Origin of the sequence: Dendronalium sp. ChiSLP03b, from assembly GCF_034531165.2 — a bacterium.
GTDB classification, from domain to species: domain Bacteria; phylum Cyanobacteriota; class Cyanobacteriia; order Cyanobacteriales; family Nostocaceae; genus Dendronalium; species Dendronalium minutum.
On sequence record NZ_JAVRBR020000061.1, the window covers coordinates 1 to 16588 of the forward strand.

At 44.9% G+C, this 16588-nt stretch carries 13 protein-coding genes; 5 read left to right on the top strand and 8 right to left on the bottom strand.

Annotated features, from left to right (window positions below):
• Positions 1-173: 173 nt before the first annotated feature.
• The 6 genes from aspS to RMY31_RS15340 form a co-directional block, all read right to left on the bottom strand.
• A complete protein-coding gene (gene aspS / locus RMY31_RS15315; protein WP_322658982.1) occupies positions 174-1961 on the bottom strand; it encodes an aspartate--tRNA ligase in 1788 nt (595 codons plus the stop codon).
• Between the two features lie 442 nt (positions 1962-2403).
• Positions 2404-2715: a hypothetical protein gene (locus RMY31_RS15320; protein WP_322658983.1), complete on the bottom strand. Its 312-nt coding sequence runs from the start codon at positions 2713-2715 to the stop codon at positions 2404-2406.
• A 428-nt stretch (positions 2716-3143) separates the two neighbouring features.
• A complete protein-coding gene (locus tag RMY31_RS15325; RefSeq protein WP_322658984.1) occupies positions 3144-4547 on the bottom strand; it encodes a ferredoxin:protochlorophyllide reductase (ATP-dependent) subunit N in 1404 nt (467 codons plus the stop codon).
• Positions 4548-4679: 132 nt separating this feature from the next.
• Positions 4680-5420: a DUF5331 domain-containing protein gene (locus RMY31_RS15330; RefSeq protein ID WP_322658985.1), complete on the bottom strand. Its 741-nt coding sequence runs from the start codon at positions 5418-5420 to the stop codon at positions 4680-4682.
• Between the two features lie 30 nt (positions 5421-5450).
• Positions 5451-6317, bottom strand: coding sequence for a ferredoxin:protochlorophyllide reductase (ATP-dependent) iron-sulfur ATP-binding protein (gene bchL / locus RMY31_RS15335; RefSeq protein ID WP_322658986.1), 867 nt, complete (start codon positions 6315-6317; stop codon positions 5451-5453).
• A gap of 551 nt (positions 6318-6868) precedes the next feature.
• A complete protein-coding gene (locus RMY31_RS15340; RefSeq protein ID WP_322658987.1) occupies positions 6869-7108 on the bottom strand; it encodes a TIGR02450 family Trp-rich protein in 240 nt (79 codons plus the stop codon).
• Between the two features lie 218 nt (positions 7109-7326).
• Between RMY31_RS15340 and clpB the strand changes: the two genes are divergently transcribed.
• From clpB to RMY31_RS15365, 5 genes are all read left to right on the top strand, one after another.
• Positions 7327-9945 carry an ATP-dependent chaperone ClpB gene (clpB, locus tag RMY31_RS15345; RefSeq protein WP_322658988.1) on the top strand — a complete coding sequence of 873 codons (2619 nt, stop codon included), beginning with the start codon at positions 7327-7329 and terminating at the stop codon, positions 9943-9945.
• 114 nt (positions 9946-10059) lie between these two features.
• Positions 10060-10545, top strand: coding sequence for a molybdenum cofactor biosynthesis protein MoaE (locus tag RMY31_RS15350; RefSeq protein ID WP_322658989.1), 486 nt, complete (start codon positions 10060-10062; stop codon positions 10543-10545).
• A gap of 404 nt (positions 10546-10949) precedes the next feature.
• Positions 10950-11117, top strand: coding sequence for a hypothetical protein (locus RMY31_RS15355; protein ID WP_409877977.1), 168 nt, complete (start codon positions 10950-10952; stop codon positions 11115-11117).
• 177 nt (positions 11118-11294) lie between these two features.
• The gene (glpK, locus tag RMY31_RS15360) at positions 11295-12779 is read left to right on the top strand and encodes a glycerol kinase GlpK (RefSeq protein ID WP_322658991.1); all 1485 of its coding nucleotides are present in this window, start codon (positions 11295-11297) and stop codon (positions 12777-12779) included.
• Between the two features lie 170 nt (positions 12780-12949).
• Positions 12950-14557: a glycerol-3-phosphate dehydrogenase/oxidase gene (locus tag RMY31_RS15365; protein ID WP_322658992.1), complete on the top strand. Its 1608-nt coding sequence runs from the start codon at positions 12950-12952 to the stop codon at positions 14555-14557.
• A gap of 92 nt (positions 14558-14649) precedes the next feature.
• On the opposite strand, the gene RMY31_RS15370 is transcribed toward RMY31_RS15365, so the two are convergent.
• Both RMY31_RS15370 and RMY31_RS15375 read right to left on the bottom strand, forming a co-directional pair.
• Positions 14650-15564: a TauD/TfdA dioxygenase family protein gene (locus RMY31_RS15370; RefSeq protein WP_322658993.1), complete on the bottom strand. Its 915-nt coding sequence runs from the start codon at positions 15562-15564 to the stop codon at positions 14650-14652.
• A 74-nt stretch (positions 15565-15638) separates the two neighbouring features.
• Entirely contained in the window at positions 15639-16505 is an 867-nt protein-coding gene (locus tag RMY31_RS15375; RefSeq protein ID WP_322658994.1) for a CmcJ/NvfI family oxidoreductase, read from the bottom strand.
• Between the last annotated feature and the right edge of the window lie 83 nt (positions 16506-16588).

Sequence of the window (16588 nt, forward strand, 5' to 3'; positions counted from 1 at the left end):
TATTGCACTATTTTAGCCTTGCCATGCCAGTAGTGGCATGGCAAGGCTAAAATGTTGCATTAAAAATCTCTGAAAAATTGAAGTTTAGACACATAATCGAATTTTTCTATTGCACTACTTTAGCCTTGACACGCCACTACGACTACCACTTTCTGTATTTTCCTTGATACTTACTAAGGCTTTGGCTTCTGAGTCGAAGTGACGTGCAACTCTTTGAGTTGTTTGGCATCTACTTCTGAAGGTGCATCCGTCAACAAACAACGCGCTTGTTGCGTCTTCGGAAAAGCAATGACATCCCGAATGGATTCTTCCCCAGCTAGCAACATCACCAAACGATCTAAACCGTAGGCAATGCCACCATGGGGTGGTGTACCATATTCAAACGCTTCTAAGAGAAAGCCAAATTTACTTTGTGCTTCTTCAGAAGACAAACCTATGGCTTCAAACACCTGCTGTTGAATTTCCCGTTGATAAATCCGCAGACTGCCACCGCCAACTTCTAAGCCGTTGAATACCAAATCGTAAGCTTGGGCACGTGCAGTTTTTAAGTCGCTCAAATCATCAGGGTGCGGTGCAGTAAAGGGATGGTGCAGTGCTTCTAAGCGCTTTTCGCCGGCATTCCACTCAAACATGGGGAATTCTGTAATCCAAAGCAAGTTGATTTTTTCTGGATCGATTAATCCAAACTCTCTAGCAATAACTTGCCGGAGTCTGTCTAAAGTTTTATTAACAGTCGCAGCCTCACCAGCCCCAAATAGTAACAAATGACCGGCTTTTGCACCTGTACGCCGTAAAATTTCTTGTTTTTGTTCTTCGCTGAGATTGTCTTTAATCGCGCCAATGGTGTCGATTTCACCATCATCCCTGACACGGATGTAAGCTAAACCTTTAGCACCAGCTTCACTAGCTTCTTTGAATAAGTCACCGCCTGGTTTAATCCGCACATTAGAAATGGCATCATTGCCGTTAGGAATGGGCAAAATTTTGACAATGCCACCATTGGCAACAGCATCTCGAAAGACTTTGAAACCAGAGTCTTTTAAGATATCTGAGACGTTGACTAGTTCCAAACCATAGCGAGTATCGGGTTTATCGCTACCGTAGCGTTCCATTGCCTCGGCATAAGTAAGACGAGGGAAGGGATGATATAACTCAATGCCTTTAACAGTTTTAAAGATATGAGATACTAATTTCTCGTTGAGTTCGATGATTTCTTCTTCAGACATGAAACTCATTTCCATGTCCAACTGAGTAAATTCCGGTTGTCTGTCGGCGCGTAAATCTTCATCCCGAAAGCAACGAGCAATCTGATAATATCTGTCCATACCTGATACCATCAGCAGCTGTTTGAAGAGCTGCGGTGATTGCGGCAAGGCAAACCACTCACCAGGATTGACACGACTGGGTAAGATATAATCCCTAGCACCTTCTGGGGTAGAACGGGTGAGAATTGGGGTTTCGACTTCGATAAAACCTTCGACATCTTCCAAGTAGCGACGCATGGCTTTGACGATTTGATGACGTAGTTGTAAGTTACGTGCCATCCGTTCTCGCCGCAAATCCAAATAACGATATTTCAGCCGCACGTCTTCTCTGACTGTCTCAGTATCAGCGGTAGAAACTTGGAAAGGTAATTGTTTGCGGACAGCGTTGAGCAATGCAATTTTATCGGCGTAAATTTCAACTTCCCCTGTGGGGATGCGGGAATTTAGGGATTCGTCAGGGCGTTGTGTAACTCTGCCAGTGATTTCGACAACGTATTCATTACGTAGGGCGTTTGCCTGCTCGTAGGAGTCTGGGGTGCGTTGCGGATCGCTGACAATTTGGACAATGCCAGAGCGATCGCGTAAATCTAAAAATATCACGCCCCCATGATCGCGGCGACGGTCTACCCATCCGTATAAGGTAACAGTTTCTCCAATATGTTCTTTTCGGAGTTCGCCGCAATAGTGAGTTCGCATAGGTATTAATCGTGTTCTTCCGAGCTAGATGGGCAAGAAAATGTCAAAGCTTTCCCATTATCTAGCATCAATAGTATCCAATTGCAGAGAACATAGCATAATCTCCAGCCAAGAAATCTCAAGTTTGCTCATGCTGGACAGAAGTTAAGGTACTGTCTTTTCATCCTCGGCGGTAACGGGCACGGGACGATCGCATTCGTGCCAATCTGGCTGTACGGTTAACTGAGAAAGCTATATCATCCTTGCTATGCGAGCGATCGCATTAGCAACTTTACCGATTTGTCTATACACAGCTATAAAACCTCATTTAAACAATGAGGTTCTTTTGTTGCAAGACTAAGTGTTCGCTAACGAAGAAGTTAGGTTATGTAGCGGGTTTGTAATTTGAGTATAAATACTTGCACAGTCTAGGACTGGGTACTTGAACTAGGGATTGGATGCCTTAGTTTGGGAAGCAATACTGACATTTATTGAGAGTAAAGCTTCCAATAGAATCGCCTGTATTTAGATCAAATATTGGAATCAGAGTTCCAGGCGGTACAGTATGAATTGCTAAGACTCCCCAGTTTACAATTCCGATAAAATTCTCTAGGTTGGAGTCTTTGAGAAGATGAGAACCTGAAAACCGCTCAGGGTTAACGCCATGTAATTCACCACTGACTGGGTTAATAATGTAGTCGAAGCCAATTTCTTGTGCTTCCTGGTAAAGTTGAAGATTCTTAAGTACTTTACCGTAAAGTTTCTGAGTAATCATGATTGAACATAAGCTAAAGAACACCAACTATATAATTTCCACTAAAATGAATTAATCGTAAAAATACGTAAAATTGCTTCTACTGATTCATAAATCTCAGTATTTCCCATCTAAGTAATTCTCAGTTGATGCTTGTTATTTAGACATAATTACACTTATTTATAGCTGTCGCTACTTAGAATAGTTTTTATCTCCAAGCTCCGCCACATATCCCAACAGGCAATAGAGCGTCTCTTCGAGACGCTTCGCCAACGCCAAGGGCAAACGCACCATCATTTGCGGTGGCGCGATCGCTTTTGAATTAGATGAGAATTTAGCATTATTTTCATCATATCCTTTGCGCCTCTGCGGTTTGTAAAAAAAGGCGAACTTTTGGGTTCGCCTCTACTCACATGATGTTATGGTGTTGCTCGACTTAAATCCAAATTCTAAATCTTCGCTTCTTCCTTCACCAACTTATCCCAACCTAAATCTTTCAAATTATTATTCCGACGTAGCGGACGTGTCACCAGCTCTAGAATGTCACGCGCATTAGTAAAACCGTGAATTTGAGCAAAAGTGAACTCTACAGACCACTTAGTATTAATACCGCGTGCTTCCAGAGGGTTGGCATGAGCCATACCAGTGATTACTAAGTCTGGTTTTAGCTCATAAATCCGCTGAAGTTGGTTGTAATTATCAGGTTTTTCGACAATCCTGGGTATAGGTGCGCCCATTTCCTGACAAGTCTTCTCCAGCAGTGCTAACTCAGCAGCTTGATAACGCTTATCCATGTATGGAATGCCGATTTCGTGAACGGTCATACCACAGCGTATCAAGAACCTGGCTTGGGAGATTTCTAGCAAGTTATCGCCCATGAAGAATACAGACTTGCCGCGAATCAGTTTAACGTAGTCTTCCAAACTTTCCCAGATTTGGGCTTCGCGCTCATCCAAACCTTTGGGAGTAATGCCGAATACCGAGCAGATTTTCTCAATCCAAGCACGTGTACCATCTGGCCCGATGGGGAAGGGTGCGCCAATCAGTTTGCATTTGCGACGACGCATCAAGGTCGTAGCAGTGCGGCTGAGGAAAGGGTTGACACCAGCAACATAATACCCCTCTTCAATAACTGGCAGTTCAGTGAAGCGCTTGGCAGGTAGCCAACCAGAAACTTTGATGCCTTGTTTCTTCAATTCCAAGGTTAACTGTGTCACAACGGGATCGGGAAGGGAACCGAAGAGAACCAGGGGAGGATGATCTACGTACTCAGATTCTTCTTGGACAACATCTTCTTTCTTCTTACCGAAGTTGAGCAGCTTTTGAATGGCGTTGCGTTCGTTCTTGTCTGTTTCCGTTACGGGAGATTTATCAGGACAACGATTAGCCATTGCTGCTAAAACGGTGTCTTCTCCTTGGGTAAAGGCGTAATCTAGACCGTTGGCACGAGCGACGACGATGGGAATGCCAATTTCGGATTCGAGTTTCGGTGCTAAGCCTTCTAAGTCAGTTTTGATGATTTCGGTAGTGCAAGTGCCAATCCACACAATAACACTAGGATTGCGATCGCGCTTAATTTGTAAACACAAGCGCTTTAACTCTTCGTAATCATTCAGTTGTGCCGAAATATCCCCTTCTTCCAACTCTGCCATTGCATAGCGGGGTTCAGCAAAAATCATTACCCCCATGGCGTTTTGTAGGAAGTAGCCACAAGTCTTAGTCCCAATCACCAAAAAGAAGCTATCTTCAATTTTTTGGTATAACCACGCCACACAGCTGATTGGGCAAAAGGTGTGGTAATTCCCAGTTTCACATTCAAAGCTTAAAGCTTCTGGTTGTTGAGCGACAGTCATTTTAACTTTTTCTCCCCTTGATTTTTCAAGTTAGGAGTGATGAGTCATAAGTTATGAGTTTTGATTACCAACTCCTAACTCTTGCACAGACGCGATTAATCGCGTCTCTACTCCTGACTCCTAACTTAGTAATTAAGCGTTGGGGAAGAGACGGGCAATCTCCGATTCATCAAAAACGCCAGCTGGTAGTTCTTCCCCTAAAAAATCGTTATTTTCTTCACCTTTTTGCAAAGATGTTTCATCACCCCAGACATCTGACAACACTTCACTAAAGGCATTCTCATCTGTTGTATTCAACTCGCCGAGAATTTGCTCATCTTGCTTTTCTTCCGGTGCATCAAAGGAAATATCGCCAAAATCATCTGCTGAGATATTGGATGCTTGCTGAGACTCATCTTCTAATTTGTGTCCGTTGGATGAGGAAATATCACTCAGCCCATTTTGGCTTTCCTTGGCTACAAACTCTTGAGCTATCGATCCTTCCCCAAAGCCATTTGTATGGGAAACTGCTAAAGTTTCATCTTCGGAGATATCATCCCCAGCAATGGCTGACTCATATTGCCCCATCTCCGGTTCTGCTTGAGGAATAAAACGGTTGCCAAGAGCGATGTCTGGGTCAAAATGCAAATCCAGCACCTCAATTAGGGTATCGGCATCAGGATTCAATCGAGAAAAAGGCAACATTAATTGCGCTAACTTCGGTTCCAGCGCGTTGACAACGCCCAGGATGAGGTAAGAAGATGGTCGCTTCCCGCCATCAGGGGTGTACACCGATTCCGCCTTCATGTGCAGGGTAATCCAGTCACGATTTACCTGGAAAAATTGCAACCACTTTTGTCTTATTGAGTCTGTAAAGCTATTAAAGAAAGCCATATGTCCCCTCATCCTGAGAACTAGATGATGTTATACAATCATCAAGTCTAGTTCCTCTTCTGAATTAGGAACCTGGGGTTTACCCGGATTTAGATAAAAATCGGACAACAAAGAGAACAATTCACGATCTGGGGAGTCGTTTGGCACAACTCCTTCGGGACGCGCCAAAATCTGGTCGGCGATATTGAGGTAGTAATCGCAAACGTAGTTCAAAGATGGGTCAGATTCTGCCATTTCAAACAAAGTTTTACCCTTGACGCGGGAAACACGGATGTCTTCAATTAAAGGCAGAACTTCTAAAACTGGCATGGGTACGGCTTCTACGTATTTCTCGATCAAGTCGCGTTTGGAGGTACGGTTGCCAATTAGACCAGCTAGACGTAGGGGGTGAGTCCGGGCTTTTTCTCTGACCGAAGCTGCAATTCGATTGGCAGCAAATAAAGCATCGAAACCATTATCAGTAACAATCAAGCAGTAATCTGCATAGTTGAGTGGCGCTGCAAAACCACCGCAAACAACGTCACCTAGTACGTCAAATAAAATAACATCATACTCATCAAAGGCATTGAGTTCTTTGAGTAATTTTACGGTTTCGCCAACTACATAGCCGCCACATCCAGCACCCGCAGGCGGGCCACCAGCTTCTACGCAATCAACACCACCATACCCTTTGTAGATCACATCTTCCGGCCAGACATCTTCGTAATGATAGTCCTTTTCTTGGAGGGTGTCGATAATGGTGGGAATCAAAAACCCAGTCAGGGTGAAGGTGCTGTCATGTTTGGGGTCGCAACCAATTTGCAGGACTTTCTTGCCGCGTTTGGCTAGGGCGACTGATATGTTACAGCTAGTTGTGGATTTACCGATACCACCTTTTCCGTAAACTGCTAGTTTCACTTTTGTTTGCCTCTTATAGTTTTTTGTCAAACTCGTGGCTTCAACATTTGCCTTCACCTAGCCGCAGACGGCGATGTGTGAGGTATGTGAGTGTCATTATTGTCGAGATTAGATTGAAAATAAAGGGGGCTGGAATCTCAAAAATAAAGCTATCAGTCTTTTAGAGGTTTAATTTGTTTTATTTTCAAATATTTACCTAAATTTAGAGCTTTGGTTCTTTAATAAACAATATTTTTATTTTTATATAATACTTTTATAAAAAAAAGTTACAAAAAACAAATAGCTAGATTGGCTTATTATATATGGTTTTCAGATATTTAGCCGATATCATCCCAACTCAAATCGGGAAAGATAGGCTAGGTTTCTAGTAGAGACGAGATATTGGCAATCCTGCGCTAGAAATACGCTTACAAGTTTGCACAACAGTCTGTTCTTGGTAGTTAAAGCACACTTGCCAAGAATATCTAATAGTGATTGTGGTGCGATCGCTTCTAACTCTGTAAAAAATTATTAATGTTTTAAATATCGGCAGGGGATCGGGATAAATCAGGTTAGAGGGCCTCGATTTCCTGTAATGTTTGCCAGCCCGCTTGCCACTGAGAGCCGTCTTGTAATAATTTGGCGTTGAGCCAAAAGCGAACTTTGGGGTCGCAAGCGGCAACCATTTCGGCATATACCCACTTACCCTGATTTTTCCGGTTGACCACTTGGAAGTGTCTCCAACCGTCTACTTTTTGCTGTGCTGTCCACTTGGAACCAACTAGGTAAGGAAATTTTTGCTTTTTAGTCATTGGTCAGTTGTCAGTTGTCATTTGTCAATGGTCAGTTGTAAAGCAGTGCATTGGGAAAACACTGTGTTACTTTAAACGGGCGATAATACTACTCTACAAAGACGTGAAGACCGATCTAGCTAGTTGTGCCCCAATCCTTACAATGACCATATAAGAACAAGGCTGACTCTTGTTCTCTCTGCACTTGTTGCGCCCTAGAGTAGTTCCCCAATCAGCCTATGCAACCTACTAATCCTAACCAATTTACAGAGAAAGCCTGGGAAGCGATCGCCCATACTCCGGAGATTGCCAAACAATATCAACAACAGCAAATAGAAAGCGAACACTTAATGAAAGCGCTGCTGGAACAAGAAGGTCTAGCTAGCAGCATTTTGACAAAGGCGAGTGTTAACTTACAAAAAATCCGCGAACGCACCGAACAATTTTTGCAACGTCAGCCGAAAGTATCAGGTAACAGTACTTCAGTATACTTAGGACGGAGCTTGGATACACTTTTAGACCGAGCAGACAAATATCGCCAAGATTTTAAAGACGAATATATTTCAATCGAACACTTATTGCTGGGTTACGCCAAAGATGACCGCTTTGGTAAAGGTTTATTCCAAGAATTTGGTTTAGACGAAGGCAAACTAAAAAATATCATTAAAGAAGTTCGTGGGAGCCAGAAAGTGACCGACCAAAATCCAGAAGGGAAATACCAATCACTGGAAAAATATGGACGTGACCTCACAGAAGCTGCCCGTAAAGGTCAACTAGATCCAGTGATTGGGCGAGATGATGAAATTCGCCGCACTGTCCAAATTTTGTCACGCCGCACCAAGAATAACCCCGTGCTAATTGGTGAACCGGGTGTTGGTAAAACTGCGATCGCAGAAGGACTAGCACAGCGCATCGTTGCTGGTGATGTACCCCAGTCCCTTAAAGACCGCAAGCTAATCGCTTTAGATATGGGTGCTTTGATCGCCGGGGCAAAATTCCGGGGCGAATTTGAAGAACGTCTGAAGGCAGTATTAAAAGAAGTTACTGAATCCGGCGGCAATATAGTTTTATTTATTGATGAAATTCATACTGTTGTCGGCGCTGGGGCGACTCAAGGCGCGATGGATGCTGGTAACTTATTAAAACCGATGTTGGCACGGGGCGAATTGCGCTGTATTGGGGCGACAACCTTAGATGAATACCGCAAGTATATAGAAAAAGATGCCGCCTTAGAAAGACGCTTCCAACAGGTTTATGTAGACCAGCCTAGTGTCGAAGATACTATTTCCATTTTGCGCGGCTTGAGAGAACGCTATGAAAACCACCACGGGGTGAAGATTTCTGATAGTGCTTTAGTTGCAGCCGCTACATTGTCTAGTCGTTATATTAGCGATCGCTTCCTGCCAGATAAAGCCATTGACTTGGTAGATGAAGCCGCAGCTCGATTAAAAATGGAGATTACCTCCAAACCAGAAGAACTCGACGAAATCGACCGCAAAATTTTGCAATTGCAAATGGAGAAGTTGTCTTTGCAAAAAGAAAGTGATGCAGCTTCTCGCGAACGCCTAGATAGACTGGAAAAAGAAATTGCCGATCTTCAAGAAGAACAAAGAACGTTAAATACTCAATGGCAGTCTGAAAAAGATATTATCGACAAAATTCAGTCTGTTAAAAAAGAGATTGAACGGGTTAACTTGGAAATTCAGCAAACGGAACGTAATTACGAACTCGAAAAAGCTGCGAAGTTGAAATATGGCACGTTAACCGATTTGCATCGCCAATTAGAAGCAGCAGAAAACGAATTGGCAAACGCCCAAAGAAGTGGCAAATCCCTATTGCGTGAGGAAGTTACCGAATCTGACATTGCTGAAGTAATTTCTAAGTGGACGGGAATTCCCATCAGTAAGTTGGTGGAATCAGAGAAAGAGAAATTGCTGCACTTAGAAGACGAATTGCACCGTCGGGTAGTTGGACAAGCTGAAGCAGTCACAGCAGTAGCAGATGCAATTCAGCGATCGCGTGCTGGACTTGCCGATCCCAATCGTCCTATTGCTAGTTTTATTTTCCTCGGGCCGACGGGTGTGGGTAAAACCGAGTTGGCAAAGGCACTGGCGGCATATATGTTCGACACCGAAGAAGCATTAGTGCGGATTGATATGTCCGAGTATATGGAGAAACACGCCGTTTCTCGGTTAATCGGCGCGCCTCCAGGATACGTGGGTTACGAAGAAGGCGGACAACTTACAGAAGCAATTCGCCGTCGTCCCTATGCAGTGATTCTCTTCGATGAAATTGAGAAAGCACACCCGGATGTATTTAATATCTTCCTGCAAATTCTCGATGATGGTCGCGTCACCGATGCCCAAGGTCATAAGGTGGACTTTAAGAATGCGATTATTATCATGACCAGCAATATTGGTTCGCAGTACATTCTTGATGTCGCCGGGGATAACGCACACTACGACGAAATGCGTCGTCGGGTGATGGAGGCAATGCGAAATAGCTTCCGTCCAGAATTCCTCAACCGGATTGACGAAATCATCATCTTCCACGGTTTGGATAAGAAAGAATTGCGGCAGATTGTGTTGTTGCAAGTCGAGAGACTGCGGCAAAGACTTAGCGATCGCAAGATGTCCCTCAGACTTTCAGATGCTGCTCTTGACTTTTTAGCAGAAGTAGGATACGACCCAGTATTTGGGGCGCGTCCACTAAAGCGGGCAATTCAGCGGGAGTTAGAAACGCAAATTGCGAAAGCTATCTTGCGAGGTGAATTCAACGATGGTGACACCATCTTTGTCGATGTGCAAAATGAGCGTCTTTCCTTTAGTCGCTTACCCGTTGAGATATTTAGCAGTTAATTCCAGATAATCTCACGCAAGACGCAAAGACGCAAAGTTAAGCAAGAGCGTCTTTGCGTTTTTTATTGGTATTAGTTGCTATAAATAGTGTTACCAATAATTATGAACTCGGTTATGACAACTACACTTACCTCTGCTATTAAACCAAGAGTTGAAGATAGCTTTGCCATTACCTTTGCGCCATTATCCCTTGAGGAAATTTATGTCAAAGCCGACGACCCAGCTAATGGTGCAGTGGTAGTGATGAGTGGAATGGTTCGCAATCAAACCGATGGACAACCTGTAGTTGCTTTAGAATATCAAGCCTACGAACCGATGGCGTTGCGAGTATTTTATCAAATTGCCGCTGATATTCGCTCTCTTTGGCCTGGTGTGAAACGAGTAGTCATTCATCATCGCGTTGGGCGTTTGCAGGTTGGAGAAATTAGCGTTTTAGTAGCAGTAGGTTGTCCGCATCGACGTGAGGCTTTTGAAGCTTGCCAGTATGCTATTGATACCCTCAAACATAATGCCCCCATTTGGAAAAAAGAACATTGGCAGGATGGTTCCAGTACTTGGGTGAGTATTGGTGCTTGCGAACAGTCAGGAGAAAGTTGTTAATATTCCACAGACGAATCGCATACACTCATGTTTCCTAGACCCTCAACATCACTTCCCTGATTCTTGAGTAAGTTGCTCTAATATCAAGTCCGGACTTGATATTAGCAATAGCTCGTTTTTTGCCCATTTATGCACGGTTTTGTAGCCTGCTCAGGAGGCTGACTTCTTGGCGAATGGCCCAAATACATTTGATAGTGTTTGCGCCTCTAAGTAGGTAGACATAATTAAATGTAAGATGTCATTGCGTTCGCGTAGCGTCTCGTAGAGAGGAGGAACGAAGCAATCGCAAAGACTGGGATTGCTTCGTTCCTCGCAATGACAGAACATATTATATTTATTTGCGCCGATCTACTTACAATTATGAGTCCAGTAGGGCCCGAGCGGTTGGTTCATACGATAAGTTCATGCATCAAATGTCCGAGCAGTGCAGCACTGTCTGGATTGTTCCGATTTTTGCACCCATCATTGGTGCCTTGATTGGTGCGCTCACCTATGACTTGCTTATTGGTCGGGTTTTGGAGCGCGAACACACTAAACAAGCTTATCGACAACAGTTAACGCAAATTGATTAAATTGCAGAAGTTAAGTATGAATTAGCTTCACCCAGAGAAACAGAGAATCAGAGTTTGAGATATTAAATTTTTGAATTTCATACTTAATATTTAGCAACGCCGATTAAGTTGGAGTTCTCTAATATTCAATTAAGATTTTACCTCGTTCTAATTACAAATAAATTCGAGATATATCCCATGACTAAATATATTCTGGCATTCGACCAAGGCACCACCAGTTCGCGCTCTATTATATTTGACCGCAATGGCGATATCCTAACCATTGCTCGGAAAGAGTTTCCACAAATCTTTCCGCAGTCTGGTTGGGTGGAACATGATGCTGATGAAATTTGGTCTTCGCAAATTGGTGTTGCTAATGAAGCCCTAGCTCGCATTGGTATCAAAGCTGGCGATATTGCTGCTATTGGCATCACCAATCAACGAGAAACTACGATCGTCTGGGATCGAAAAACAGGCAAGCCGATTCATAATGCGATCGTCTGGCAAGACCGCCGCACTGCTGCTTACTGCGATGAACTTAAGGCTGCTGGACATGAGACAACATTCCAGACGAAAACAGGACTAGTGATCGATGCTTACTTTAGTGGCACTAAACTTAAGTGGTTGCTTGATAATGTACCTTGCGCTCGTGAAAAAGCCGAGCGAGGAGAACTGGCATTTGGAACCGTCGATAGCTGGTTGATTTGGAAACTAACTCAAGGGGAACTCCACATCACAGATGTGACTAATGCTAGCAGGACATTGTTGTTCAATATTCACAATCAGCAGTGGGACGATGAATTACTGTCCATTCTCGATATTCCCCCTTCTCTTCTTCCCCAAGTGCAGAGTTCGTCAGAAGTATATGGGTATACATCTGAAGGTCTTCTAGGTAGCCGCATTCCCATTGCTGGAATTGCCGGAGACCAGCAGGCTGCAACCTTTGGACAAGCATCCTTGCAATGTGGCATGGCAAAAAATACTTACGGTACAGGCTGCTTTATGCTGCTGAATACAGGTAATAAGCCCATGCAATCTAACCACAAGCTGCTGACCACGATCGCCTGGAGCATCAATGGACGAACAAATTATGCCTTAGAAGGCAGTGTATTCATTGCTGGGGCAGTTGTGCAATGGCTACGCGACGGACTCGGCATTATTAAGCACAGCGCAGATGTTGAACCGTTAGCTTGCAGTGTTCCTGATAATGGTGGTGTATATTTTGTGCCTGCATTTGTCGGTTTAGGCGCACCTTATTGGGATAGCTACGCTCGTGGCACGATTGTTGGTTTAAGTCGCGGCTCAACCAGTGCCCATATCGCCCGTGCAGCGCTAGAAAGCATTGCCTATCAAACGGCTGACGTGATTGATGCTATGCGTCAGGATTCTCAACTTTATCTTTCAGAACTGCGGGTAGATGGCGGTGCATCCCGCAACGATCTATTAATGCAGTTCCAGGCAGATATTCTAGGTGTGCCCGTTGTCCGTCCCAAAATCACCGAAACTACTGCCTTGGGGGCTGCTTATCTGGCAGGTTTAGCTGTTGGTTACTGGGAAAGCGAAGCGGAAATTGTCCAACAGTGGCAGGTTGAGAAACGCTTTGAGCCAAAAATTAGCGCCGATCGTCGAGGAACACTATTAGACTCGTGGCGACAAGCGATCGCTCAGACACGGCATAGGTAGAGGAGCAGGGGTGCGGAGGGGCGGAGGGGCAGAGGAGCGAGGGGAAAAACTATACACAAATTGCTCTTTGTTCTCCCTATCTCTTCCGTTCCCTATCCTCCATTCTCCTATTTTCTCATCATCTTCTTTGTGCTTTCTTTTGATATCTAAATAACTTTAAGAGAATAATTGTGAATACATCGATCGCTCGTGAAAATCTCGTTGCTCAGCTGGGCCAATCCGATGAGTGGGATTTTATTGTCATTGGCGGTGGCGCAACGGGTTTGGGTACAGCAGTGGAAGCAGCTACGCGGGGCTACCGAACACTGCTTTTAGAAAAATATGACTTTGCCAAAGGAACCTCTAGCCGCTCGACTAAGCTGGTGCATGGGGGAGTGCGGTATCTCGCGCAAGGAAACATCGCTCTGGTAAGGGAAGCACTGCACGAACGAGGACTGCTGCGCCGGAATGCTCCTCATTTGGTACACGATTTGAAGTTTGTAGTGCCAGGATATACTTGGTGGTCTCAGCTTTTCTACGGCGCTGGTTTAAAACTTTATGATTTGCTGTCGGGCGATCTAAGCCTTGGTCGCAGTCAGTTTCTCAGCGAGCAAGATACGCGATCGCGCATACCAACTCTGAAGACTGACGGACTTAGGGGAGGAGTTGTTTACCATGATGGGCAATTTGATGATGCTCGCCTCGCCATTACCCTGCTGCAAACGTTGTTGGATTACAACGGCGTAGCTTTGAATTATCTGCCAGTTATTGGTTTGCTCAAGCAAGGGGAACAACTGACGGGCGTTCTTGCTCGTGATGCAGAAACGGGAGAAACTTTTGCACTCAAGGGAAAGATTGTAGTGAATGCCACAGGCGTATTTGTAGATGATGTGCGGCGTATGGATAACCCCAAGGCATCAGCTATGCTGTCTCCCAGTCAGGGGGCACATATTGTTGTGGACAAGCGGTTTTTACCTAACGATAGTGCCATGATGATTCCAAAAACCGAGGATGGACGGGTGCTATTTGCAGTCCCTTGGCATGACAAAGTGGTGATTGGTACTACTGACACCCCTGTTGAACATACTGCCTATGAACCCCGTCCCCTTGAGGAGGAAATTGACTTTATTTTGCACACTGCCGCTCAATATCTCACACCTGCTCCCATTCGTGAGGATGTGTTGAGTGTGTTTGTAGGACAGCGCCCATTGGTAAAAGTAGAAGAAACGGAGTCAACCGCAGCCCTATCCCGCGAACATGTAATTAGCGTTTCTACTTCTGGATTGTTAACCATTACTGGCGGCAAGTGGACAACTTATCGCAAGATGGGTGAGGATGTGGTGGAACGAGCTATCCAACTTGTAAATCTCTCTCCTCATCCCTCAATCACTTCCAACTTGCATTTACACGGCTGGACTCAACAGCCCACACCAGCACCCCTCGATGTGTATGGCAGTGATGCAGCCAGTATCCAAGACTTGCCAGGTGCTAACATACTGCTACATCCTCAATTGCCCTATTTAGAGGCAGAGGTGCGCTGGGCAGCCCGCTACGAACTGGCACGCACAGTGGAGGATGTCCTAGCGCGGCGGACGCGATCGCTTTTACTCGATGCGATCGCCAGTATGCAAGCAGCTCCTCGTGTAGCAGCAATTTTGGCTGAAGAACTAGGGCGAGATACAACTTGGCAGCAACAGCAAATTGAAGACTATCATTCCCTGGCTGCCGGATACTTGCTTAATCATGAATCAACAGTCGATTCAAGCGATCGCTCAAAGAAGATTCTGTCCAATGCCTGAGGTAATTCTCTGGGTCTATTTCTACATCAAATTATTCAATCGGAGAATAGGAATTAGGAAATAGTTTCCCAATCCCCAGTATCCAATCCCTCCTAAACTAAAGCAGGTTCGCGTCGATTATACGCAGAAGAGTCTCCCTTAATGGCCTCACTTTGTTTTCCATCGATACCAACAGGGATGTCGCCGACAATTGTGACTCGTTGAACGTGACGAGGTTGGTTGCCGTAGTCAGCAATAGCATAGTGTTGAGTAGCACGATTGTCCCAGAAAGCTACGTCGCCAACTTTCCAACGCCATCGGATTGTGTTTTCTGGGCGTGTTACATAAGCCTGCAACAATTTGATAATTTCATCGGATTCATTCTGTGACAAACCCCGAATGCGGCGCACGAAACCACCTATGAATAGCCCACGTTCGCCAGATTCAGGATGTATGCGAACAACTGGATGCAGGGTTTCGTATAAAGTCGAGGTGAAGACAGCGCGATGTGCTAAAACTTCTTCTGGCAAGTCAATTGCAGCAGCTGCATAATCGTAGGCATTGCTATGTACTGCCCAGAGTTGGTCAGCGATGTTACGCAAAGGGATTGGTAAATCTTCGTATGCAGTCACGGAGTTTCCCCAAATAGTATCACCTCCTGATGGCGGGATGACGAGCGCCCGTAAAATAGAACCAAGGGGAGGACGGTCTACAAATGTGACATCGGTATGCCAGGTATTGGCGCGGCTCACAGTCCGGCCGTAATTGAGGTCAAGAACTTCCGGATTTTCTGGAAGTGATGGGACGGTGGGATGAGCTGTAGTTACTTCTCCGAAGCGACGGGCGAAGGCTACTTGTCCCTGAGCATCAAGATTCTGTTCTCGGAAGAAAATGACTTTGTATTTTACTAAAGCTTTACGGATATCGCTGATGATTTCGTCGCTGAGGTTATGACTCAGGTCAACACCGATGATTTTTGCACCAATACGGCCAGCAATCGGTTTGATGTCAAAGTATTGCGAACTCATGATATTTATTTCTCCAAGTATTATTACAGGGTTTTTCAAGTAATTGAACTACACTACTCCCCACTCCTCTGCATTTATGTGGGGTAAAAAGCGAACGTCCGTAGTTCGATACTTTCTCGTGGAGGAGCGTCGGCTGGGCTGGTGGGATCTTCAAAGGCTGTGTGAGCTGCAAAACGAGCGCGTCCGTCTTCTGCGGAGTCGAAGCACTTGATAAATAGTGCTTCGTTTCTGTGCATTTGTGGGAAGTAGAACCATTTATGTTCGGGGTTATACGTAACACCGTATGTCTCACCGACGCGATCGCGGTACACGAGATCGCCAGCTATAAGGTCTGTTGCTGCAATGCTTTGCGCGTCACACACTGCCAATGGCGACTCTTGGATGGGTTGTGCGATCGCCCGCCAAACATTGATTATGGCAAATCGTTGTTTTAGTAGCGCATCAATGTCATCTATGCCTCGCACTGCTAATTCCAAACGAGCGCGAGTATAGCCAGATTTAGCAGTGAAGTCGTTGTGTACGCGCTTGGCAGGTTCTTTAATGTTGTTCTCACTAGGCTTAGACTTACCAGCATTACGGAGGGTGTGGTCGAATATCACTACCTGAGTTGCACCTGTCACCTCTTTTAATAATAGCTCGGCTTCTGGGTAGTAGACGCAGCGTACTTCGTCTTCATCGTAAAAATCGCGGACACTGCTGTGATGTTCAGTAAAGGCGAAACCTTCTCGATCTAACGAGATGTTCTCTGAGATAGAACGAGCATTGTAGATTGGCAACTTGTACGTCTGATAAGTTCCATTGGTGCGGGGAATCCCTGGTGGGGGTTCATAAGTATAGTTGACAGGTTTTTCTGCCATCGGGGTTAGGTAAGTGAGATTAGCCTCTACATATGGCAGTTCTTGGGAAGTCGGTCTGTCTAGAACTTGGTTATTTAAGCTCATAGGTCATCCCATTTTGGATTTTGGTTAATTGTTAATGGTCAATGTTCAAGAATTAGTGATTATTCCCTCACTCTCATCACCAC

What these genes read in the sequence shown, in the direction of transcription:
- RMY31_RS15330 (WP_322658985.1), bottom strand. Translation starts at nt 5,420, where the DNA reads ATGGCTTTCTTTAATAGCTTTACAGACTCAATAAGACAAAAGTGGTTG.
- RMY31_RS15320 (WP_322658983.1), bottom strand. Translation starts at nt 2,715, where the DNA reads ATGATTACTCAGAAACTTTACGGTAAAGTACTTAAGAATCTTCAACTT.
- RMY31_RS15375 (WP_322658994.1), bottom strand. Translation starts at nt 16,505, where the DNA reads ATGAGCTTAAATAACCAAGTTCTAGACAGACCGACTTCCCAAGAACTG.
- RMY31_RS15350 (WP_322658989.1), top strand. Translation starts at nt 10,060, where the DNA reads ATGACAACTACACTTACCTCTGCTATTAAACCAAGAGTTGAAGATAGC.
- RMY31_RS15355 (WP_409877977.1), top strand. Translation starts at nt 10,950, where the DNA reads ATGCATCAAATGTCCGAGCAGTGCAGCACTGTCTGGATTGTTCCGATT.
- RMY31_RS15370 (WP_322658993.1), bottom strand. Translation starts at nt 15,564, where the DNA reads ATGAGTTCGCAATACTTTGACATCAAACCGATTGCTGGCCGTATTGGT.
- RMY31_RS15340 (WP_322658987.1), bottom strand. Translation starts at nt 7,108, where the DNA reads ATGACTAAAAAGCAAAAATTTCCTTACCTAGTTGGTTCCAAGTGGACA.
- RMY31_RS15325 (WP_322658984.1), bottom strand. Translation starts at nt 4,547, where the DNA reads ATGACTGTCGCTCAACAACCAGAAGCTTTAAGCTTTGAATGTGAAACT.
- aspS (WP_322658982.1), bottom strand. Translation starts at nt 1,961, where the DNA reads ATGCGAACTCACTATTGCGGCGAACTCCGAAAAGAACATATTGGAGAA.
- clpB (WP_322658988.1), top strand. Translation starts at nt 7,327, where the DNA reads ATGCAACCTACTAATCCTAACCAATTTACAGAGAAAGCCTGGGAAGCG.
- glpK (WP_322658991.1), top strand. Translation starts at nt 11,295, where the DNA reads ATGACTAAATATATTCTGGCATTCGACCAAGGCACCACCAGTTCGCGC.